At 71.1% G+C, this 22,574-nt stretch carries 15 protein-coding genes; 8 read left to right on the top strand and 7 right to left on the bottom strand.

The window, feature by feature from the left end:
* Window positions 1-2: 2 nt before the first annotated feature.
* Window positions 3-731: a ZIP family metal transporter gene (locus ACFYO2_RS00355; RefSeq protein ID WP_388341979.1), complete on the bottom strand. Its 729-nt coding sequence runs from the start codon at window positions 729-731 to the stop codon at window positions 3-5.
* A 91-nt stretch (window positions 732-822) separates the two neighbouring features.
* Here ACFYO2_RS00355 and cobM point away from each other — a divergent pair, with 91 nt between their 5' ends.
* From cobM to cobC, 6 genes are read left to right on the top strand one after another with little or no spacing between them, the layout of a single operon-like run.
* Window positions 823-1,641 (top strand): precorrin-4 C(11)-methyltransferase, encoded by an 819-nt coding sequence (gene cobM, locus ACFYO2_RS00360; RefSeq protein ID WP_388341981.1) that lies wholly within the window; start codon window positions 823-825, stop codon window positions 1,639-1,641.
* A complete protein-coding gene (gene cbiE / locus ACFYO2_RS00365; RefSeq protein WP_388341984.1) occupies window positions 1,638-2,885 on the top strand; it encodes a precorrin-6y C5,15-methyltransferase (decarboxylating) subunit CbiE in 1,248 nt (415 codons plus the stop codon). Before cobM ends, cbiE begins: the two co-directional genes overlap by 4 nt.
* The gene (gene cobJ / locus ACFYO2_RS00370; RefSeq protein ID WP_388341987.1) at window positions 2,882-4,573 is read left to right on the top strand and encodes a precorrin-3B C(17)-methyltransferase; all 1,692 of its coding nucleotides are present in this window, start codon (window positions 2,882-2,884) and stop codon (window positions 4,571-4,573) included. Before cbiE ends, cobJ begins: the two co-directional genes overlap by 4 nt.
* 5 nt (window positions 4,574-4,578) lie before the next feature.
* Complete coding sequence (locus ACFYO2_RS00375) at window positions 4,579-5,169, top strand: precorrin-8X methylmutase (protein ID WP_388343871.1); 591 nt, start codon at window positions 4,579-4,581, stop codon at window positions 5,167-5,169.
* A complete protein-coding gene (locus tag ACFYO2_RS00380; protein WP_388341989.1) occupies window positions 5,166-6,089 on the top strand; it encodes a sirohydrochlorin chelatase in 924 nt (307 codons plus the stop codon). The genes ACFYO2_RS00375 and ACFYO2_RS00380 overlap by 4 nt, the downstream gene beginning before the upstream one ends.
* Complete coding sequence (gene cobC, locus ACFYO2_RS00385) at window positions 6,079-7,164, top strand: Rv2231c family pyridoxal phosphate-dependent protein CobC (protein ID WP_388341992.1); 1,086 nt, start codon at window positions 6,079-6,081, stop codon at window positions 7,162-7,164. Before ACFYO2_RS00380 ends, cobC begins: the two co-directional genes overlap by 11 nt.
* Here cobC and ACFYO2_RS00390 read toward each other — a convergent pair.
* The 5 genes from ACFYO2_RS00390 to ACFYO2_RS00410 form a co-directional block, all read right to left on the bottom strand.
* A complete protein-coding gene (locus tag ACFYO2_RS00390) occupies window positions 7,112-9,046 on the bottom strand; it encodes a DUF2264 domain-containing protein (RefSeq protein ID WP_388341995.1) in 1,935 nt (644 codons plus the stop codon). The two genes, cobC and ACFYO2_RS00390, sit on opposite strands and share 53 nt — an antisense overlap.
* A gap of 117 nt (window positions 9,047-9,163) precedes the next feature.
* On the bottom strand, window positions 9,164-10,216 hold the full coding sequence (locus ACFYO2_RS00395) for a LacI family DNA-binding transcriptional regulator (RefSeq protein ID WP_388343874.1): 1,053 nt from the start codon (window positions 10,214-10,216) through the stop codon (window positions 9,164-9,166).
* A 44-nt stretch (window positions 10,217-10,260) separates the two neighbouring features.
* Entirely contained in the window at window positions 10,261-11,913 is a 1,653-nt protein-coding gene (locus tag ACFYO2_RS00400; protein WP_388341998.1) for a sugar ABC transporter substrate-binding protein, read from the bottom strand.
* 39 nt (window positions 11,914-11,952) lie between these two features.
* A complete protein-coding gene (locus ACFYO2_RS00405) occupies window positions 11,953-12,840 on the bottom strand; it encodes a carbohydrate ABC transporter permease (RefSeq protein WP_388342002.1) in 888 nt (295 codons plus the stop codon).
* On the bottom strand, window positions 12,837-13,691 hold the full coding sequence (locus ACFYO2_RS00410) for an ABC transporter permease (protein WP_388342005.1): 855 nt from the start codon (window positions 13,689-13,691) through the stop codon (window positions 12,837-12,839). Before ACFYO2_RS00410 ends, ACFYO2_RS00405 begins: the two co-directional genes overlap by 4 nt.
* A gap of 360 nt (window positions 13,692-14,051) precedes the next feature.
* Between ACFYO2_RS00410 and ACFYO2_RS00415 the strand changes: the two genes are divergently transcribed.
* Together ACFYO2_RS00415 and ACFYO2_RS00420 are read left to right on the top strand one after the other, a co-directional pair.
* On the top strand, window positions 14,052-20,984 hold the full coding sequence (locus tag ACFYO2_RS00415) for a polymorphic toxin-type HINT domain-containing protein (protein WP_388342008.1): 6,933 nt from the start codon (window positions 14,052-14,054) through the stop codon (window positions 20,982-20,984).
* A gap of 20 nt (window positions 20,985-21,004) precedes the next feature.
* Window positions 21,005-21,445 (top strand): hypothetical protein, encoded by a 441-nt coding sequence (locus ACFYO2_RS00420; RefSeq protein WP_388342011.1) that lies wholly within the window; start codon window positions 21,005-21,007, stop codon window positions 21,443-21,445.
* Window positions 21,446-21,473: 28 nt separating this feature from the next.
* Here ACFYO2_RS00420 and ACFYO2_RS00425 read toward each other — a convergent pair whose 3' ends face one another.
* Window positions 21,474-22,565, bottom strand: coding sequence for an amidohydrolase family protein (locus tag ACFYO2_RS00425; RefSeq protein ID WP_388342014.1), 1,092 nt, complete (start codon window positions 22,563-22,565; stop codon window positions 21,474-21,476).
* Window positions 22,566-22,574 lie beyond the last annotated feature (9 nt).

The following is a 22,574-nucleotide window of genomic DNA, read 5'->3' on the forward strand; positions in this document are numbered from 1 at the left end:
CATCACTGTGCGATGCCCACCACCAGCCAGATGAACGCCGCGCCCGCGATCGTGCACAGCACGGTCGAGCGGGCGGGGTGCTCGTGGTGGGCCTCGGGCAGGATCTCGGCCGCCGCGAGGTAGAGGAGCGCGCCGCCGAAGAGGCCGAGGTAGCCGCCGAGCAGGGGTTCCGGAAGGGTGAACAGAAGCGTCGAGGCGGCGCCCAGCACGGGGGCGGCCGCGTCCGCGAACAGCATGGCGAGCGCCCTGCGGCGGGCGTTCCCGTACAGGCTCGTGATCGTGTACGTGTTGAAACCGTCCGCGAAGTCGTGAGCGACGACGGCCAGTGTGACCGCCGCGCCCATGCCGCCGCCCACCTGGAAGGCCGCGCCGATCGCCACGCCGTCCATGGCGCTGTGGCCGACCATCGCGGCCGCCGCGGTGAGGCCCACCTCGGGAGCGCGGCCATCGGTCTCTTCGGCGCCGTGCGCCGCCTGCCGCACGGCCAGCAGACGTTCCACCAGATGGGCCATCAGGAAGCCGGCCACGAACAGGAGCAGGGCCGCCGGTACGCCGAACACCTCGGTACCGGCCGCCTCCAGCGCCTCCGGCAGCAGGTCCAGGCCGACCACGCCCAGCATCAGGCCGCCGGCCAGGCCCAGGACGAGATGGCGGCGGTCGGTCACGCGCAGTGCCGTCCAGCCGCCGGCCAGCGTCATCAGGAACGCGCCGAGCGCGACGAGCACCGCCATGTGCCCTTGGTATCCGATCAGACCCCGGTCGCGCACATCCGACGTCAGCGACCGCAGTACTCGTAATGCTTTGAAGAGAGGACCGATTCCCATGGCCGAAGCCCCCACCGGCAAGGTGACCTTCGTCGGTGCCGGGCCCGGCGCCGCCGATCTGCTGACGTTCCGTGCCGCGCGTGCCATCGCCGAGGCCGATGTCGTGATCTGGGCGGCCAGCCTGGTTCAGGCGGAGGTCCTCGAGCACGCGCGCGAGGGCGCGGAGATCCTCGACTCGGCGACGATGTCCCTGGAGGACGTGGTGGCCGTGTACGAGCGGGCGTCGGCGGAGGGTCTGCGGGTGGCCCGCATCCACTCCGGCGACCCGGCCCTGTGGGGCGGTACGCAGGAGCAGCTCGACCGGTGTGCCCGGATCGGCATCGACACCGAGGTGGTCCCCGGTGTCTCCGCCTTCTCCGCGGTCGCCGCGCTGGCGCAGCGCGAGCTGACCATCCCGGAGGTGGCTCAGTCCGTGGTGCTCACCCGGCTCGGCGGCGGCAAGACGCCGATGCCGCCCGGTGAGGAGGTGCGGGAGTTCGCCAAGCACGGCACGACCATGGCGATCTTCCTGTCGGCGGCTCGCAGCGGGCAGCTCGTGCGGGAGCTGCTGGAGGGCGGCTACCCGACCGGTACGCCGGTCGTGGTGGCGTACCAGGCGACCTGGCCGGAGGAGCTGATCGTGCGGTGCACGATCGAGACGCTGGAGGAGACGGTCAAGGAGCACAAGCTCTGGAAGCACACCCTCTTCCTGGTCGGCCCGGCCCTCGACGCCTCGGGCACGCGCTCGCACCTCTACCACCCGGGTCACTTCCACGGTTACCGCAAGGCCGACCCTCAGGCGCGCAGGGCGCTGCGGGCACGGGGTGCGAGCACGTGATCACGGTGGTCGGTACGGGGACGGGGGCGGCGCTTCCGGTCGAGGTGCTCGCCGGGGCGCGGCTCGTCGTCGGCGGCCGCCGTCATCTGGCCGCCGCGCCGGTTCCGGCGGACGCCGAGCAGGTCGTCCTCGGTGCGCTGGCGCCCGCGCTGGACATCGTCGAGCGGCATGTGGAGAAGGGGGACCCCGTGGTCGTGCTGGCCTCCGGGGATCCCGGGTTCTTCGGGATCGTGCGGGTGCTGGCCGAGCGGTTCGGGGCGGAGGTGCTCGATGTCCGGCCGGAGGTCTCGTCCGTGGCCGCCGCCTTCGCGCGCGTCGGGCTGCCGTGGGACGACGCGGTGGTCGTCAGCGCGCACGGTCGTGATCTGCGTACGGCGGTCAATGTGTGCCGGGCGCGGCCGAAGGTCGCCGTGCTGACGGGGCCGGGGGCCGGGCCGGCTGAACTCGGTGCCGCGCTCAGGGCCGACGCGCGGGTCCTGGTCGTCGCCTCCGCTCTGGGCTCGCCGAAGGAGCGCCTGGAGCGGGTGTCACCGGCCGAGGCCGCCGCCCGTGACTGGGGTACGGCGGTCAGTGTGGTGCTGTGCCTGGACGAGTCGCGGGCGCTCGGTGCCGTGCGCACGGTCGCCGGGCCGCCCGCCGGGCCGAACCGATGGGCCCTGGAGGAGGGTGAGTTCACGCACCGGGACTCGATGATCACCAAGTTCGAGGTACGCGCGCTGGCGCTGGCCCGGCTCGGGCCGCGCCTCGGCGACCTGGTGTGGGACGTCGGCGCGGGCTCCGGTTCCGTGGCCGTGGAGTGCGCGCGGTTCGGTGCCGCCGTCATCGCGGTCGAGAAGACCCTGGACGGCGTCGACCGGATCCGCGCGAACGCCGCCGCGCACGGGGTCGACGTACGGGTCGTGCACGGGACGGCGCCGGCCGCGCTGTCCGACCTCGACGACCCCGACGCCGTGTTCGTCGGCGGCGGGGGGCGCGAACTGCCCGCCGTCGTCACGGCGTGCGCGCGGCGGGCCCGGCGGACGGTCGTCGTCGCGATGGCCGCGCTCGACCGGGTACCGGCCGTGCGCGCGGCGCTCACCGGCGCCGGGTTCGACTGCGACGGTGTGCTGCTGCAGTCGTCCCGGCTCGCGCCGCTGCCCGGTGATGTGACCCGGCTGGCGGCGACCAATCCGGTTTTCCTGCTCTGGGGCATCCGGCCTCAAGCCCTTGGAAGAGAACTCGAAAGACAGGGAGTTGCTCAGTGATCGGCCTCATTTCCGCCACCGCAGCGGGGGCGGCTGCGCGGGACCGGCTGGCCGCGACGTGGCCGGACCGTACGCGCGTGTACGAGGGTCCCGTCGGGGACGCCGTACGAACCGCGTTCGCTCAGTGCGAGCAGCTCGTGTGTTTTCTGGCGACGGGAGCGGTCGTACGGCTCATCGCGCCGTTGCTCGGGGACAAGGCGTTGGACCCGGGCGTGGTGTGCGTCGACGAGGGCGGGCGGTTCGCCGTGTCGCTGGTCGGCGGGCACGGGGGTGGGGCCAATGAACTCGCCCGCGAGGTCGGGGAGTTGCTGGGGGCGCAGCCCGTGGTGACCACGGCTACGGACGCGGTGGGCGTGCCGGGGCTCGACACCCTGGGGTTCCCCGCGGAGGGGGATGTCGCGGGCGTCTCGCGCGCCGTACTCGACGGCGAACCGGTCGCGCTGAAGGCGGACTTCGCCTGGCCCCTCCCGGCACTCCAGGTCACCTCGGAGGGCTCGTACGCGATCCGCCTGACGGATCGCCTCGTCGAGCCCGCCGAGCACGAGGTCGTCCTGCGGCCCCCGTCCCTCGTCGTCGGTGTCGGCGCCTCCAAGGGTGCCCCGGTCGACGAAGTTCTGGAGCTGGTCGAGGCCGCGCTGCGGGAGGCGGGACTGTCCGCTCGTAGCATCGCCGAACTCGCCACCGTCGATGCCAAGGCCGGGGAACCGGGGATCGTCGAGGCGGCCGAACGCCTGGGCGTGCCTCTGGTGACCTACTCCGCCGAGGAGTTGGCGGAGGTGGACGTGCCCAACCCCTCCGAGGCACCCCTCGCGGCCGTCGGCACCCCCTCCGTCGCGGAGGCCGCCGCACTCGTACGCGGAGGCGAACTCCTCGTCTCCAAGCGCAAGTCGGCCGCCAAGCCCGCCATGGCGACCTGCGCCGTCGTACGGCGGCCCGCGCGCGGCCGGCTCGCGGTCGTCGGGCTCGGGCCGGGCGCCCGGGACCTGCTCACGCCCCGCGCGAAGGCGGAGTTGCGGCGCGCTTCCGTGCTCGTCGGGCTCGACCAGTACGTCGACCAGATCCGCGACCTGCTGCGGCCCGGCACCCGGATCCTGGAGTCGGGGCTCGGGGCCGAGGAGGAGCGGGCGCGGACGGCCGTGGCTCAGGCGCGGAAGGGCCAGGCCGTCGCGCTGATCGGCAGCGGGGACGCCGGCGTGTACGCCATGGCCTCCCCCGCGCTCGCCGAGGCGTCCGACGACATCGACGTGATCGGCGTGCCCGGCGTCACCGCGGCGCTCGCCGCGGCTGCCATCCTCGGTGCGCCGCTGGGCCACGACCACGTGTCCATCAGCCTCTCCGATCTCCACACTCCCTGGGAGGTCATCGAGCGGCGGGTGCGGGCGGCGGCCGAGGCGGACATCGTCGTGACGTTCTACAACCCGCGCAGCCGGGGCCGGGACTGGCAGCTGCCGAAGGCCCTCGCGATCCTCGCGGAGCACCGGGAGCCGACGACGCCGGTAGGCGTCGTTCGCAACGCGTCGCGGCCGGACGGGTCGAGCCGGCTGACGACACTGGCCGACCTGGACCCGGCGACGGTCGACATGATGACGGTCGTGACCGTGGGCAACACGGCGACCCGGCGGATCGCCGGGCGCATGGTGACCCCGCGCGGCTACCGCTGGCAGGAATCGCAGGAGGGCACCCAGTGACCCAGGTGGATCGTGTGGTTCATCCGATCGAGCAGGAGTCCTTCCGGCGGCTGCGCGCCCGGCTGGACACCTCGCACTTCCCGCCGCTGACCAGGGCGGTCGTGGAGCGGGTCATCCACTCCGCGGCTGATCTGGAGTACGCGAGCGATCTCGTCATGGACGAGGGCGTGTTGGAGAAGGCGCACGCCAGGCTGCACGACGGAGCGCCGGTGGTCGTCGACGTGGAGATGGTCGCCGCGGGGATCACCCGGCGGGAGACCGTCTGCCGGCTCAGAGACGCAAAGCCCGGCCCCGGGCTGACCCGTTCGGCCCACGCGATTCGGCTGGCATACGAACAGGTCGGCCCCGGCGCCCTGTGGGTGATCGGCAACGCTCCCACCGCGCTGGAGGAGCTGCTGACCCTGGACGTCTCCCCCGCGCTCGTCATCGGTCTGCCCGTCGGCTTCGTCGGGGCGGCCGAGTCCAAGGCCGCGTTGCGCGAGAGCGGACTGCCCGCCGTGAGCAACGTGTCCGAGAAGGGCGGTTCGGCGGTGGCCGCGGCCGCGCTCAACGCCCTGCTGTACCACGCCACTTCGCAATCCGAGGAGACATCGTGACCACCCCGCCGCCCGCCCTGCTCATCGCCGGTCATGGCACCCGGGACGATGCCGGAGCCGAGGCGTTCCGCGACTTCGTCCGGGAGCTGGGGCGCCGCCATCCCGAAGTGCCCGTCGCGGGCGGCTTCATCGAGCTGTCCCCGCCCCCGCTGGGGGACGCGGTCACCGAGCTGGTGGAGCGGGGCGTACGGCGGTTCGCCGCCGTACCGCTGATGCTGGTGTCCGCCGGACACGCCAAGGGGGACATCCCGGCGGCACTGGCCCGCGAGAAGGAGCGGCACCCGGGGATCTCGTACACGTACGGCCGTCCGCTGGGCCCGCACCCGTCGCTGCTGGCCGTGCTGGAGCGGCGGCTGGACGAGGTCCTCGGCACCGCGGCCCGCGCGCCCGAGGACCGGGCCGACGTGACCGTACTGCTGGTCGGGCGCGGCTCGACGGACCCGGACGCGAACGCCGAGGTGCACAAGGCGGCGCGGCTGCTGTGGGAGGGGCGCGGGTACGCGGGTGTGGAGACGGCGTTCGTGTCGCTGGCCGCGCCGGACGTGCCCAGCGGGCTCGACCGGTGCGTGAAGCTGGGAACGCGGCGGATCGTCGTCCTCCCCTACTTCCTGTTCACCGGCATCCTGCCGGACCGGGTGCGGCAGCAGACGGAGGGGTGGGCGGCCGCGCACCCCGAGGTCGAGGTGCGGTCCGCGGATGTGATCGGCCCGGAGCCGGAGCTGCTCGACCTGGTGATGGAGCGGTACGAGGAGGCCGTCAAGGGCGACCTGCGGATGAACTGCGACTCCTGCGTGTACCGGATCGCGCTGCCCGGCTTCGAGGACAAGGTGGGGCTGCCGCAGCAGCCGCACTTCCACCCCGACGACGACAGCCATCACCACGGACACCACCACCACGGCGAGCACTCCCATGCCCACTGACAGGCCCACTGACAGGCCCACTGAGGGACACGATCTGCGGCACCACGGCGACGCCGAGGTGCGGGACGACGGCGCGAAGCTGACCGACCTCGCGGTGAACGTCCGCGCGGACACGCCTCCGGCCTGGCTTCGGGAGCACATCGCCGGCTCGCTCGATGATCTGGCCGCGTATCCGGACGGTCGGGCCGCGCGTGCCGCGGTCGCGGCACGGCACGGGCTGCCGGTGGAGCGGGTGCTGCTGACGGCGGGTGCGGCGGAGGCCTTCGTGCTGCTCGCGCGTGCGTTGAAGGTCCGTCAGCCGGTGGTGGTGCACCCGCAGTTCACGGAGCCGGAGGCGGCGCTGCGGGACGCGGGCCACTTGGTGGACCGGGTGCTGCTGCGCGAGGAGGACGGCTTCCGGCTGGATGCGGCGGCCGTCCCCGAGGACGCGGACCTGGTGGTGATCGGCAACCCGACCAACCCGACGTCGGTACTGCACCCGGCCGTCGCCATCGCCCGACTCGCGCGTCCCGGACGGACGTTGGTCGTGGACGAGGCGTTCATGGACGCCGTGCCGGGCGAGCGGGAGGCGCTGGCCGGCCGCACGGACGTCCCCGGCCTCGTGGTCCTGCGCAGCCTCACCAAGACGTGGGGGCTGGCCGGGCTGCGGATCGGGTACGTCCTGGCGGCCCCGGAGACGATCGCCGACCTGGAGCGGGCCCAGCCCCTGTGGCCTGTCTCCACCCCGGCTCTCGCGGCGGCGGAGGCCTGCGTCTCCCCGCGGGCCCTGGCGGAGGCGGCCCACGCGGCCCACCGCATCGCCGCGGACCGCGCCCATCTGGTGGCGGGGCTGGAGGAGTTCGCGTCGGACGGGCTGCGAGTGGCCGGGCCGGCCGAGGGGTCCTTCGTGCTCGTACGGCTGCCGCATGCCGCCCGGGTCCGCCGCCATCTGCGTGACCTGGGGTTCGCGGTGCGACGCGGGGACACGTTCCCCGGGCTGGGCGAGAAGTGGCTGCGGCTGGCGGTGCGGGACCGGGGGACGGTCAACTCCTTCCTTCAGGCGCTGGACCGGGCGGTGACACTGACCCGGAGCTGACGCCGGGCACCCGCTGCTCGGCGCCGTCCGGGAAGCGGATCTCCACGGTTCCGTCGGCGGTGACCGATGCGCTCGCCCCGGTGAGCGACACGTCCGGGTCGGCGCTGAGCACCACCAAAGTCACCAACAGCGGGGCGCCGTCGCCCAGTTCGAGGCAGGGCGTCGCCGAGTGGTGGCCGAAGGCGTTGGCGCCGTCGGCCCGCACGACCGTGCCCTCGGCGCCGCCCCAGCCGTACAGGCCGACGATCGCGCTGGTCAGGCCGTCCGCGCGGCGGGCCGTGGCCCAGCCGGGGCCCGTCCGGGCGGCCGGGGGCGCAATGTCGTCCGCGAGGGCCCAGCCGCCTTCGCGCACCGGAGGAACCGGAGTCCCGGGCGGTACGTCGAGGTGGTGCACGCGCACCTCCCACGGCCCCCGCACCACGCTCACCGTCTCGATCCGGTGCCCTCGCGCCCGGTGCCAGGACGCGGCCCGCCCGCCCTCGGCGAACAGCGGATGGATGCGTCCGCGCGGGGAGGGCGTGCCGTCGGCGGCGAGCAGCGCGAGGTGGTTGTCGGGGCCCGTGGGTGTCTCGGGGGCGGCGGCGCTGGAGTAGGCGAACCGGGCGTAGTGGGGACTGTCGTCGGCCGTGGCGGGTGGGGGCGGGAGCCGGTCGCTGCCGTGGTTGACGAGCCGTACGATCCCGTCGGGCGCGGTGGAGTGCAGCAGCCAGCCGGGCGCGGGCAGGGCGAGGGTGGTGTCGGCCGTGTCGACGGGGCCGGGCTCTTCGGTGGCCGTCCATACGGGGTGGCTCTCGGGCAGGAGCAGCCCGAGGAAGGCCTTGCTCGCCCAGTACGGGGAGGCGGGGCCCGAGTAGCGCTGGGTGACGGGGCCGAAGGGCCGGTACCAGCCGAGGGTGAGCAGCCCCCGCTCGTCGGGCACCCCGTGCTCGGCGAAGTGTTTCAGGGCTCCCGAGGCGAGGCGGCGGGTACGGCCCGGCGGCAGCGGGGTGGCGTCGGCGAGGGCGCCCGCCCACAGCGGGGCGGCGGTGGCGAAGCGGTAGGTGAGGGAGCGGCCCTGGTGGACCGGGGCGCCGTCGGAGCCGAAGAAGTGCTGGTGGACGGCGAGGAACTCACCGAGGCGGGTGCGGTGCCTGGCCACCGTCTCCGGGCTCGCGCGCGGTCCCGCGATGCGCGCCCACAGCACCGGGTACAGGTGCAGGGCCCAGGCGTTGTAGTAGTCGAACTTGCGGCCGTCGCCGTCGGTGTACCAGCCGCCGCCCCGGTACCAGTCGTCGAGGCGGGCGAGCCCTGCGTCGATCTCGGCGCGGCTGTGCGGGGCGCCGACGGAGGCCAGGAACTCCTCCGTGATGACCTGGAACAGACGCCAGTTGGAGTCGTTGACGTCGGCGCCGACGAAACCGCCCAGCCAGTCGGCGACCTGCCCGCGTACCCCGTCGTCGAGGTGGTCCCACAGCCACCGGCGGGACTCGTGCAGGGCGATGGCGATCGACGCGGCCTCGACCATCGGCTGGGCGCGGTCGGTGATGGGCGGCCAGCGTTCGTCGCCGTGCGGGTCGGTGCCGGCGGCGAGTCCGGCCGCGTACCGCTCGATGAGCGCGGGGCCGACGCGGCCGTCCGAGCCGGCGATGCGGAAGGCGGCCAGCAGGAACGACCGCGCGAAGCCCTCCAGCCCGTCCGACCAGGGCCCGGAGTGGCTGGCCGGCCCGGGCAGCCGGTACTGGGCGAAGCCCGGGGAGGCATACGGCAGCAGCCCGTCGAGAAGCCGGTCGGCGACGGCCTCCCAGTGGGCGCGGGTCCAGCCGGTGACGGGAGACGAGAGGTGGTCGGGGGGCGGGAGCAGATGCGTCGGGTCGCCGGGGAGCGACACGTGCGGCGCGGTCATACGGGTTTCGGTCCTCCAGAAGTCGGGGGCGGGCATAACGCCCCTTCAGGGGCGCGGGGCTGCATCGATGTGCGGCTCCGCCGCGTGGGCGCGACCAGCCACGAATCACCCGCAGATTCAGTACGGCCCTTCCGGCGGAGCCCCAACGCTCCGGCGCACAACGATGTGCGTGCCCAGCAGATGGTGCCTCCCCGCGGCACTGTCGGGATCTCGCAGAGCGATCCGCACAGCCGCACGCCCCAGTTCTTCCGCAGGCGTACGCACGGTGGTGAGCGGCGGATTGAAGTCCTCGGCGAGTGGAATGTCGTTGTAGCCGACGACGGAGATGTCGTCGGGGACGCGCAACCCGGCGTCGGCGATCGCGCGCAGCGCACCCGCGGCGACCATGTCGTCTCCGGCGAAGACCGCCGTGAACTCGCGTGTTTCCTTGAGGAGTTCGGCCATCGCGCGCAGCCCGGCCGCGCGGCCCAGGCCGCAGTCGACAACGTGGGCGGCCCCGGGCGACAGTCCATGCTCGGCAAGCGCCCCCCGGTACCCGGCGACACGGGCATCGAGCGCGGTGTTCCCGGGCAGCCCGCCGAGGAAGACGATCCGGCGGTGACCGGCCGACAGCAGGTACCCGGTGACGGCCCGCGCCCCCGCCTCGTTGTCGAACTCGACGACCAACGCGGGGATGTCGGGGTCCGGAGCGGGCCGCCCGCACAGCACGAGCCGCGCCCCCGACGCATCCAGCGCCTGCGCATAGTGAGCCACACGCGACCGATACGCGTCGTCCTCGACCACGCCACCCACCAGGATCACCAGCCGCGCCCCCTCCTCCCGCATCAGCTGCACGAACTCCATCTCGCGCTGCGGATCCCCGCCCGTCGCCCCGACCACGCACAGCCACCCCCGGTCGGCGGCCTCCGCCTCCACGCCCTCGGCGACCTGGGCATAGAAAGGGCTGGTGACCTGGCGGACCACGACGGCGGCCATCTTGCGGCCGCCGCCGACCAGCGCGCGGGCGTGCGCGTTGGCGACGTAGTCGAGCTCACGGGCGGCACGCAGGACGCGGGAACGAGTGGCAGCCGGCACCGGGTGGTTCCCGCTCAGCGCCCGCGACGCCGTAGCGATGGAAACGCCCGCCCGTTCGGCGACCTCGCGGATCGTGACCCGTCCCCTGCCCGCCATGTCGTTCCCCATCCCCCGCGCCTCCTGCTTCCACCGGCCGCGATTCACGTGTTGGCGGCATAGTCCTTCGCGAACTCCTCGGCCATTCTGTCGCCGCCCCTGGCCCGCCACTTCTTCACCGTCGCGTCCCACTCCGACAGCGGGATCCGTCCCGCGACGATCCCGGTGACGGTGTCGTCGAGCAGCGCCTGCAGCGTCGCGCCCTTGGCGTTGTTCGTGGCGGACTGCAGACCGAAGGAGGCGTTGCGGACGGCGTGCGGCACCACCTTCTGCTGCCAGGCGTGCAGGGCCCGTACGGCGTCGGGCATGCCAGGCACGAACAGCACCTGCGGGCCCTCGGCGAGGTACTTCAGCGGCAGGTTGGTGTTGTTCTCGACATCGCCGAGCTTGGTCGGCTCGGGCGAACCGTCCTTGCCGCGGGTGAAGTGGGTGCCCTCGACGCCGTAGTGGACGAGCTCCCACTCCTTGCTGCCGAAGGGGGCGGCGAGGTAGTCGAGGACGCGCAGGAGGAGCTGGATGCGCTCCTTCTTCGCCTTCTTCAGCACGGTGTAGCCGAAGGAGCGGCGGGCGGCGACGATGCCGCCGGACGTGCCGCCCACGCTGTACGGCAGCGCGGCGGCCGGCGTCATCCCTCCCGGGGCCTCCCGGTACTTGGGCAGGTACGCGCCGAAGCCGTCCTGCATGGAGCCGACGGTGCCGTTGTAGTAGAGGGTGGTCAGGTCGATCTGGGAGACGGACGTCGAGTCCGGGTAGAAGGAGCCCTCCTTGCGCAACTGGGCCCGGAAGGCGATGGACGCCTTGTAGCGTTCGTCGGCGTAGCCCGGCAGGAATGTGCCGTCCTCGGAGACGGCCCAGCCCTGGGGCGCGTTGTGGGCGGCGGAGTGGAAGCCGTTGCAGAACCCGGAGCCCTGCGCGGCGCCGAGGGCGTACGTTCTGCCGCTGGTGGCCTGCTTCGCGACGGCGGCGAAGTCGTCGGAGGTCCAGCCTTCCTTCATGCCCGCGTCGGTGAACGTGCCCTGGTTGATCCAGAGCGTGGAGCCGGGCAGCGGGCGCTCCAGCGGGATGCCGTGGATACGGCCGCCGATGCGGCCCATGTCGCGCCAGGCGTGGGTGGGGATGTTGGCGAGGTTCGGGTAGTCGGCGATCGCCTCGCCGGACAGGAACGGTGTGAGGTCCTCCGCGCGGCGCTGCACGAACTGGCCCTCGCGGGGCAGCACGAACCCGGAGAACATGTTGATGATGTCGGGCAGGCTGTCGGCGTCGCCGGCCATGACCGTGGCCATCTTCTTCTGGTAGTCGGCCTGGGAGACGATCGTGTACTCGATCTTCACGCCGAGGGCCTTCTCGACGGCCGCCCAGAACTGGTTGGCGGAGGCCGGCTTCGGCGGTACGCCGAAGGACACCGTCATGACCTTGACGGTGGAGCCGTCGCCCGGGGTGCGGGCCACGGACTGCGCCAGGTCGGCGGGGTAGGCGGTGTACCCGGCCTGGACACCGGCCTCGGAGGGCGCCAGGTCGGGCTTGGGCGCCTTGGCGGTGGGACGGTAGGCGGGCCACGGGGCCAGCTTCTTGCCCGCGTTGGAGACGTCGCCGTCGCCTGAGTTGGTGGAACAGGCGGACAGCAGGGCGGGGGCGGAGAGCGCTGCGCCGCCCACCGCCACGGAGCGCAGGAGCGTGCGTCGGGACATGCTGGACATGAGCAGGTCACCTTTCTACATACGGCTCTTGATGGCGTGTCAGCTCTTGATGGCGCCGGTGAGCACGCCCTTGGTGAAGTACTTCTGCAGGAAGGGGTAGACGAGCAGGATCGGCACGGTGGCGATCACCAGCACCGCCATCTGCACGGTCTGCGGGGCGCTGATCGTGCCCTCGCCGGTCGTCGCGTCGGTGAGTCCGGAACCGGCCACCACATAGGTGCGCAGCACCTGTTGGAGGGGCCAGTGGCCGCTCTCCAGGTAGAGCGAGGCGTAGAACCAGGAGTTCCAGTACGCCACCGCGTAGAACAGTCCGACGACGGCCAACGCCGCCTTGGACAGCGGCAGTACGACCGACCACAGCACCCGCCAGTCCCCCGCGCCGTCCAGTCGTGCGGCCTCGTACAGCTCCTCGGGGATGCCCTGGAAGAAGCCGCGCAGGACGACGAGGTTGAACACGTTCACCAGGACCGGCAGGACCAGCGAGGCGTAGTTGTCCAGCAGGCCCAGCTCCTTGACCAGCAGGAAGCTCGGGATCATGCCGGGCGGGAAGAGGAACGTGAACAGGACGAGGAGCAGGACCGGTTTGCCGCCGAAGGCTCCGGGGCGGGACAGGGCGTAGGCGAGGGTCACCGTGCAGGCGAGGCTGAGCAGGGTGCCGACGATCGTGACGCCGGCGCTGACGCCGAGGGCGTGGGTGACGATTCCGCCGTCGAGGATGTCGCGGTACGCCTTGAGCGACGGCTCGGTCGGCCACAGCACCCAGCCGCCGTTGTCGACCACCTCGTCCGTGGAGGCCAGCGAGGTCGAGACGATGACGAGGAACGGCACGCAGACCAGCAGCACGACCGCGACGAGCGCGAGTGCCTTGGCGGCCTGGGTGAGCGGCTTCGGCTTCTCCATCCAGCCGGGCCGGACGTGGGCACTCACTTGTAGACCCCCTGTTCGCCGAGGCGGTGGGCGACCTTGTTGGCGGCGTAGACGAGGAGAGCCCCGACGACGCCCTTGAACAGGCCCGCGGCGGCGGCGAATCCGTAGTCGCCGCCGACGATGCCCTGGTAGTAGACGAAGGTGTCGATGATCTCGGCGGCCTCCGGGCCGACCGCGTCGCGCTGGAGCAGCATCTGCTCGAAGCCGACGGAGAGGATGTCGCCGAGCCGCATGATGAGCAGCAGCACGACGACCGGGCGGATCGCGGGCAGCGTGACGTGCCAGAAGCGCCGCCAGGGCCCGGCGCCGTCGATCGCGGCGGCCTCGTACTGCTGCTCGTCGACCTGGGCCAGCGCGGCGAGGAAGATGATCGTGCCCCAGCCGGCGTCCTTCCAGATGACCTGGGCGACGGTGAGCGGCTTGAAGGCATCGGGGTTGCCGATGATGTCGACGGTGCTCAGTCCCATGCCGTCCAGCGAGGAGTTGAGCAGTCCGGTGTCGCCGAGCAGCTGCTGGAACAGGGCGACGACGATCACCCACGAGATGAAGTGCGGCAGGTAGGCCACCGACTGCACGAAGCGGCGCACCGAGCTCCAGGTGAGGCTGTGCAGGAGCAGGGCGAGGCCGAGCGGCACCGGGAAGTAGAAGACCAGTTGCAGGACGGCGATGAAGACCGTGTTGAGCACCGCGTCCCAGAAGGCGCTGTCCTCGAACATCCGCTGGAAGTTGCCCAGACCGACCCAGGGGCTGCCCCAGAGTCCGTCGAAGGGCACGTACTCCTTGAAGCCGATGACGTTGCCGACGAGGGCGCCGTAGTGGAACAGCAGGAAGTAGGCGAGGCCCGGCAGCATGAGCAGGCCGAGAGCGAGCGACCCCCTGCTCTGAAAACCTTTTCGTCGCGGCGGCGCACCATCTGCTCGGCGGCGCGCCGCCCTCACCTCCTCAGTACCTGCGCGTTCCCGTAGTACAGCGGCCACGGGTCCCCCTCACGTCTCGAAGTCGGCGTGAGGGGAAATTAAAACGTTTTCATTGCTCGGTCAACACCCCTGACACACAAAGGGGGTTGATGGCGCCGTCAGGTAGTCGCGCACAGTCCGGAACTCGCCGTTGCACTTGACATGTCATTGACACGCCTTTGGAGAGCCTTGGTACACAGGTGGGCCCGCGATTCCTGTGCGATCCCTGTGCCTATCGGGACAAGGAGCCCCTCCATGGCAGGCTTACGCCACACCCGCCGTCTCCGTCTGCGCGCCGCCCTTGTCGGCGCCGTGGCCACGGCGTTGATCATCGGCACCGCTCCCTCGACCCCGGCCCGCACGGGCGAGGCGAGACCCGCGGCCGCCTCCGGACCCGACACGAGCGACCCCCGCGAAGGCTGGCGGCCCGCCAGCGAGCTCGCCGACGAGGACGACAGCGGTTTCTGGGACGATCTCTTCGGCAGCGACGACGCGAAGGACGACCGGGACGACGGCGACGACCAGCCGCCCCGCATCGCCCTCGACCGCAGCCGCGGCGCCGCCTCCCTCACCCACCCGCGCGTCGCGGGCGAGGCCGACGGCGTGCGCATCGCCACGCCCCGCACCGCGCACGCCACCGGCGCCGACCTCTCCTGGACGGCATACGAGGGCAAGGGCCTGCTCGAGTACGAGGTCCACCGCTCGACGTCGAAGGACTTCACGCCGACCGACGAGACACTTCTCGCCCCGGTCGACCGCGGCACCCGCACTTTCGCCGACCGCACCGCTGCCCCCGCCCTCAAGGGGGACGGCCGCACCTACCACTACCGGATCGCCGTACGGACCACGCAGGGCAAGCTGCTGACCGGCCCCGCCCGCGCGGTCGAACTGCCCGCGGTCGGCCAGGTCACCCAGAACAACAAGCTGCTCGCCGCCCCCGAGGCCGAGACGTACTTCCTGCCGTTCACGCCCGCGCGGATGATCCCGGGCGAGACCGCCACCGTCGAGGCGACGCTCACCAACACCACGAACACGCCGTGGAAGAAGGGCGAGCGCGTCCTGTCGTACCGCTGGACGCTGGACGGCAAGGACATCACCAACCTGCTCAACAAGGACGCGACCGGGCTGCCCGAGGACGTGGCACCCGGCGAGACCGTCACCTTCGACGCGCAGTTGAAGGCCCCGGTGCTGGTCGACCCGCTCGACAAGCGGCTGACCTTCGGCCTGGAGTGGGACCTGCGGGAGAAGGCCACCGGCGACTGGCTGTCCGAGACGGACGGAGTACCGCCGTCGAAGCACGAGGTCACCGCCGAGTATCCGACCTCCGACCAGCTCGGTCTGGAGGACTTCTACTCGTACGCGGGCAAGAACACCGGCGCCGGTTCGGCGCTGATGAGCAACCTTTACGCCGGCAACGCGGTGTGGTCGTACAACGCCTTCTCGAACCCGTCGCTCGGCTTCTCGACCTTCCTGCGCCTGGCCTACAACTCGCAGGACGCGTCGAGCACTCCGGCCGGTCCGGGCTGGTCACTGCAGGCGTCGTCACCGGTACGGCTCGGCACCCCGCTGGACTTCCACCCGTCAGCGCTGCTGCCCAAGCAGATCACACTGACCGACGGTGACGGCACCAGCCATGTCTTCAGCAAGAACAAGAAGGGCGAGTGGGACTCCCCGGCCGGGGTCCACTTCCGGGTCAGGCAGCTGGAGAAGGACTGTCTGCTCAAGCCCCACCAGCGGGAGGCCTGGGAGTTCCTGCGCCCGGACCGCACCCGGTTCCTCTTCGACTGCCAGGGCTATCCGAGCGCCCAGGTGGACAAGAACGGCAACCGGATGGAGTTCACGTACGAGGAGCGGCTGCTCGGACACCCCTCCAAGCTGCTGAAGTACGTCACCGACGCCGAGGGCCGGCGCACCCTCACCGTCGACTACTGGGAGAAGGGCGAGGCGTACACGTACGTCGACGAGGACGGCAAGGTCCGTGAGGGCAAGCACCTCCTGAACCCGTTCATCATCGACAGGGTCCAGTCCGTCACCGACGTGTCGGGGCGCCGGATCGACTTCACGTTCACCGAGAAGGGCCTGCTCGCGCGGCTCACGGACGGCGCGAACTCCGCGGACGAGGATCTGCGGAAGGTCTTCAGGTTCGGCTACGGCAAGGAGTTCGACCACCCGGGCGTGAAGCTGGTCGAGGTCACCGACCCGCGCGGCAACGCCACCGGGCTGGACTACGTGGGCCCGCACGACGACAAGGACCAGCTGCACTACCTGGGGTACACCAAGACGGTCACCGACCGGCTCGGCGGCCTGACCAAGTACCGCTACGAGGACGCCGACGACCACGACGGCAAGGCGATCCGGGCCGTCGTCACGGACGCCGAGGGCAACCCGGCCACCGATCTGATGGACGGCTACGGCCGCCCGGTGAAGCTGACCGACGCCAAGAAGCGGACCACTGAGCTGGGTTGGGACGCGGACAACAACGTCACGCGCCTCGAGGAGAACAACGGGGCTGCCCGCACCTGGAAGTACGACCCCAAGACGGGCTACCCGCTGGAGTCGAAGGACGCCGAGAGCGTCAGGAACGACCGGCCCGCCGCCACCCTCAGCTACGCGACCGGCGAGAACGGCTACATCGCCGACCTCGTGCGCCGGGTCTCCCCCGAGGGCCGCACCTGGCAGTTCGGCTACGACGCCCGCGGCAACATGACCTCGGTCACCGACCCGAAGGGCGTGGCGAGCGAACCCGCCGGCGACTACACCTCCACCAACGCCTACGACGCCCGGGGCCGGCTCACCTCGGCCACCGACGCCAACGAGCACACCACGAAGTTCGAGGACTACGACCCGTCCGGCTACCCCAGGGTCATCGTCGACGCGCTCGGCAACCGCACGGCGACGACGTACGACCTGCGCGGCAACGTCACCGAGCTCCAGGAGGCCGACGGGGCGACGACCACGCAGACCTACGACGTGTTCGGGCGGCCGCTGGAGAACCGCAGGCCGAAGGACCAGAAGGCCGGCGAGTTCATCGTCACGCCCGCGCCGGAGTACGACGCGAACGACAACACCCTCGTCTTCACCGCCCCGAACCAGGTGGCGAGCACCAGCGAGTACGACGCCGCCGACCAGCTGCTGAAGTCCACCCAGCCCGGCGACGAGGAGGGTTCGGCGCCCCGCGTATCGACCTTCACCTACGACAAGGTCGGCAACCAGCTCACCTCGACGGAACCGAAGGGCAACCTGACCGAGGAGCCCGGGGACTTCACCTCGACGACGAAGTACGACGAGGTCTACCAGCCGATCGAGGCGGTCAACGCGGCGGGCGGACGCGCCTCCGCCGTCTACAACGACGTCGGTGACGTGGTGAAGGTCGTCGACGCCCGCAAGAACGAGACCGAGGACCCCGACGACTACACCACCAAGCTCCGCTACGACCTCGACCACCGGGTGCTGGAGACCACGGACGCCGCCGGCAAGTCGACGACCAGCACCTACGACTGGGACGGTCTGACCGTCGCCACCACGGACGCCGAGGGCAACCGCACCGAGATGGTCCTGGACGCCCGTGCCGCCCTGGTCGAGGCACGCGTCCCGCACGACAAGGACGGCGACGACACCATCGTACGCACCACCCGCTTCGAGTACGACGAGGTCGGCAACCAGACCCGGGTCATCACCCCGCGCGGTGTGGAGACCGGCGACGATCCGAAGGACTTCGCCGCCGAGACGGTGTACGACGAGCTGAACCGGGTCAAGGAGGCCCTGAGCCCCTACGACCCGGACGACGGCCGCTACAACACGCCGGACCGGACGACCTACGCCTACGACTCGCTGAGCCGGGTGACCAAGGTCAGTGCCCCGCCCTCGGAGGGCCAGAGTGTCCGCAACGAGACGGAGTACACCTACTTCGACACCGGCTGGATCAAGACGTCCACCGACGCCTTCGACATCGAGAACACCTACAAGTACAACGATCTCGGCCAGCAGATCCAGAACACGCTAAGCAGCGCGGGCGGTTCGGTCACCCGCACCCTCGACTCCGCCTTCTACTCGAGCGGCGCCCTCAAGTCCCGTTCGGACAACGGGGTCCCGGTCGGTCTGCAGGTCGCGCTGGTCGACAACTCCGACGTCAACAACACGGCCACCCAGGGCACCTGGGAGGAGACCACGACCGAGGGCTCGTACGGCTACGACGCGCAGACCCACTCGGCCGGTTCGGGCGCGGACCGCTTCGTCTGGCAGCTGACGATCCCCCAGGCGGGCGACTACACGGTCTACGTCCGGTACCCGAAGGTCGACGGGGCGGCGAAGGACGCCACCTACGAGATCAAGCACAAGGACGGCACCGGGACCAAGATCCTCGACCAGACCGAACTCCCCGGTGAATGGCGGTCCTTGGGCAAGTACGCCTTCGGCGAGGACACCGGCCAGACCGTCACCCTCACCGACAAGGCGACCGGCACGGTGGTCGCGGACGCGGTCCGGCTGGTCCGCGACAACTCCAAGGACACCGACAACGAGGAGAAGGACTTCTCCTACCGGTACGACGCCAACGGCAACCAGACCGAGATCATCGACCGCAGCCCCGGCGTCCAGACCAACCGCTACACCCTGGAGTACGACGAACTCAACCAGCTCGGCAAGGTCGTCGAGCACGACGGGGACGCCGTCCGCAACACGACCGCGCTGACCTACGACGCCAACGGCAACACGCTCACCACCACCCACGACCTGACCTGGAGCAAGCTGGACTACGACGTCCTGGACCGGGTCGAACGCATCACCAACGCGGACTCGCCGACGGCGGGCAACCGCCAGGTCACGGCACTCGAGTACACGGCCCGGGACGAACTGGCCAAGCAGACCAAGCCCAACGGGAACGTGCTGACCGTCGACTACTACCTCGACGGTTCGACGAAGAAGACCACCGAGAAGCAGTCGGACGGCACGCTGGTCGCCGAACACGCCCTGAAGTACAGCGCCAACGGCCACAAGGTCGAGGACGTCCTGAAGCTCATGGACGCCGACGACCACGGCTCCACCATCGACAACACCTACGCCTACACCTACGACCCGCAGGACCGCATCGCCAAGGTCGCCAAGACCGGCGACGACGAGGCGACGGAGGAGTACCGGCACGACGCGGCCGGCAACGTGGTCTGGCAGAACGTCGACGACACGACCACCACCCACCGCTACGACCGCAACCGCCTGCTGACCTCCACGGCGGACGGCGCGGCCTCGACGTACAACTACGACCCGCTGGGCCGCCTGGACACGGTCTCCTTCGGCGGCGCGACGATCCAGAAGTACCGCTACGACGGCTTTGACCGCCCGGAGTCGATCACGGCGGGCAGCGGCGACGCGGCCAAGACGACGCGGCTGACGTACGACGCCTTCGACCGCACGGTCAAGGAGGCGGTGGGCAGCGGCGAGGACGCCAAGACGACCCTCTTCACCTACCTGGGCATCACCTCGCACTCCCTGAAGGAGGAGGTGACCGACGAGGGAGTCACGTCCTTCCAGTACTCGTCCTGGGGCCAGAAGCTCACCCAGATCAAGGACGAGGAGGACAAGGCTCCCGAGACGACCCAGTACCTCTACCACCCGCACGGCGACGTCGAGGCGCTGACCGACAAGGACGGCGACACCAAGACGACGTACGGCTACACGGCCTACGGCAAGAACGACGCCGCCCAGTTCACGGGCGCGGACAAGCCGGGAGCCGGCGGCGGGGAATCCGAGGACCCGTACAACTCCTACCGCTTCAACGGCAAGCGCTACGACACCACGTCCGGCACCTACGACATGGGCTTCAGGACATACGACCCGGCGCTCAACCGCTTCCTCACCCGCGACATGTACGGCGGCGCGCTGGCGGACATGAGCCTGACCACCGACCCGTTCACCGGCAACCGTTACGCCTTCGCCGGCGGCAACCCGGTTTCGTTCGTGGAGATCGACGGCCACCTGTTCGGTCTGTCCTGGTCCGACATCGGTCATGCGGCCCTCGACGTCGTCGGTCTGATTCCCGTGGTCGGCGAGGCCGCCGACCTGGCCAACTGCGGCTGGTACGCGGCCGAGGGCGAATACCTGGACGCCGCCCTGTCCTGCGCCTCCGCGATCCCTTTCGCGGGGTACGGGGCGACGGCGGCCAAGGCCGCGAAGTACGGCGACGAGGCGCTGGAGGCCATCGACACGGCGAGCGACGTCGGCCGGCAGGTCGACAACGCGATCCCGCCGGCCGGCAAGACACCGGACGCACCGGCGGCTCCGGCCAAGGACCCGGCCCCCGCGGACCCGGCGCCCGCCGCACCCGCCCCGGCCAAGGACCCGGCCCCCGCACCGGCCCAACCGGCGCCGGCCCCCGCCCAGCCGAAGGTTCCCGAGCAACCGCCGTCGACCGGCGCGAGCTGCAAGATCGGCAACAGCTTCGTCCCGGGCACCAAGGTGCTCATGGCCGACGGCACGACGAAGCCGATCGAGGACATCGAGATCGGTGACAAGGTCGCGGCGTCGGACGTGGAGACCGACGACGCCCAGTCCCGCACGGTCACCCGCACCATCACCGGCAAGGGCACCAAGCACCTGGTCACCCTCACCGTCGACACGGACGGCCGGTCCGGGACCAGGTCCTCGACGATCACGGCCACCGACGGCCACCCGTTCTGGCTGCCCGACGAGGGGCGCTGGGTCGAGGCCGTCGACCTCGAGCCCGGCCAGTGGCTGAGCACGGGCAGCGGCAGCTGGGTCCAGGTCACGGCGGTCAAGACCCGCACGGCGAAGGCGACGGTCCACAACCTGACCGTCGAGGGTCTGCACACGTACTACGTGCTCGCGGACCACACGCCGATCCTCGTTCACAACACGTCGCCCACTCCTCCCACCCCCGCGGGTGTCGTATACCTGCGGACCGACCTGATCAGCGGTGAGGAGTACGTCGGTCAGGCGAAGAGCTGGAGCCGCTACTTGAAGCGCCAGGGCGAGCACGCAAGGGACTACCCTGGCAAGTCGTTCACCTTCGAGGTGCTCGGCAGGGCGAACCCGGGGCAGGACCTCGACGTCCTCGAGGAAAGCTGGATGCGTGCCGGCGGCGGAAAGAAGTCGGTGCCGGGAAGCGGCCTGGAGAACACTCGAGTGCAGATGAACGACGCCCGCTACAAGGCCGCCGGAGGGACCGTGTGCTAGCGAAATACAAGAGGGGTGACGTGCTCTCCATTCCGGTGGCCGAAGGGAGGATCGCCTTGGCTCAGGTCATCGAGAAGCTGCGTGGGAACGTCCTGCTGGCCGTGTTCTCGGAGCTTCTGGACGCCGATGGTTCCTGCGACGTGGCGTCGCTCGAACTCGATGAGCCGATCTTCCTCGCGGAGACCATGGATCTGCGCATCAAGGACAACACCTGGCCGATCGTGGGGAATCGGGACATCTCCCGGAGCATCACGATTCCCACCTACAAGGTCTGGGTCGAGCCACCTGGCGAGTATCGGGTCCAGGACGTCCACGGAAACGTGGGGGTCGCGATTTCCCCGGAGCGGGCAAGCGGAATGAAGCCCCATAAGTCGTTCTCCCCCGCCGTGATCGAAACGGCCCTCCGTGGGTTTCACGGGCATGGCCCATGGCGTCGGGCTTTCGATGACCTGACCGTCTGACCCGGCGGCGACACGGCGGGTCGGTCCGTCACCCCACGACCCGCCCGTTCAGTACCACCCGCAGCGGGGCCCCCAGCACGCGAACATCGGTGCGGGGGTCCCGTTCGTACACCACCAGGTCCGCCGGGCAACCCTCTTCCAGTCCGGGACGGCCGAGCCACTCGCGGGCCGCCCAGGAGGTCGCCGCGATCGCCTCCACCGCGGGGATACCGGCCGTCACCAGCTCCGCCACCTCCGCTGCGACCAGACCGTGCGGCAGCGTGCCCCCCGCGTCCGTGCCGACGAACACCGGGATGCCGGCGTCGTAGGCACCCCGGACCGTGTCGTAGCGGCGTTCGTACAGGCGCCTCATGTGCGCCGACCAGCGGGGGAACCTGGACTCGCCGCCGTCGGCCAGCTGCGGGAAGGTGGCGATGTTGACCAGGGTCGGGACGATCGCCACGCCGCGGGAGGCGAACAGGGGGATCAGGTCCTCCGTCAGGCCCGTCGCGTGCTCGATGCAGTCGATGCCCGCCTCGACCAGGTCCCGCAACGAGTTCTCGGCGAAGCAGTGGGCGGTGACGCGGGCACCCAGGCGGTGCGCCTCCGCGATCGCCGCCTCGGCGGCCTCCCGCGGCCAGCTGGGAGTCAGGTCGCCCGCCTCACGGTCGATCCAGTCGCCCACCAGCTTCACCCAGCCGTCGCCGCGCCGGGCCTCCTGGGCGACGTACGCGACGAGGTCCTCCGGCTCGATCTCCCACGCGAAGTTACGGATGTAGCGGCGGGTGCGGGCGATGTGGCGGCCCGCGCGGATGATCTTCGGCAGGTCCTCGCGGTCGTCGATCCAGCGGGTGTCGGAGGGGGAACCCGCGTCGCGGATCAGCAGGGTGCCCGCCTCGCGGTCGGTCAGCGCCTGCTTCTCCGCGACGTCCTCCGGTACCGGGCCGTGCGGGCCCAGGCCGACATGGCAGTGGGCGTCGACCAGACCGGGCAGCGCCCAGCCCGACACCCTGCGCACGTCACGGGCGGCGACGGGTCGGTCGTAGGAGATGCGGCCGTCGACGACCCACAGCTCGTCCCGGACCTCGTCCGGGCCGACCAGGATCCGGCCCTTCACGTGCAGCACCGTGCGATCGCTCATGAACGGCAC

It is taken from the genome of Streptomyces sp. NPDC006602 (genome assembly GCF_042870385.1).
Lineage (GTDB): Bacteria > Actinomycetota > Actinomycetes > Streptomycetales > Streptomycetaceae > Streptomyces.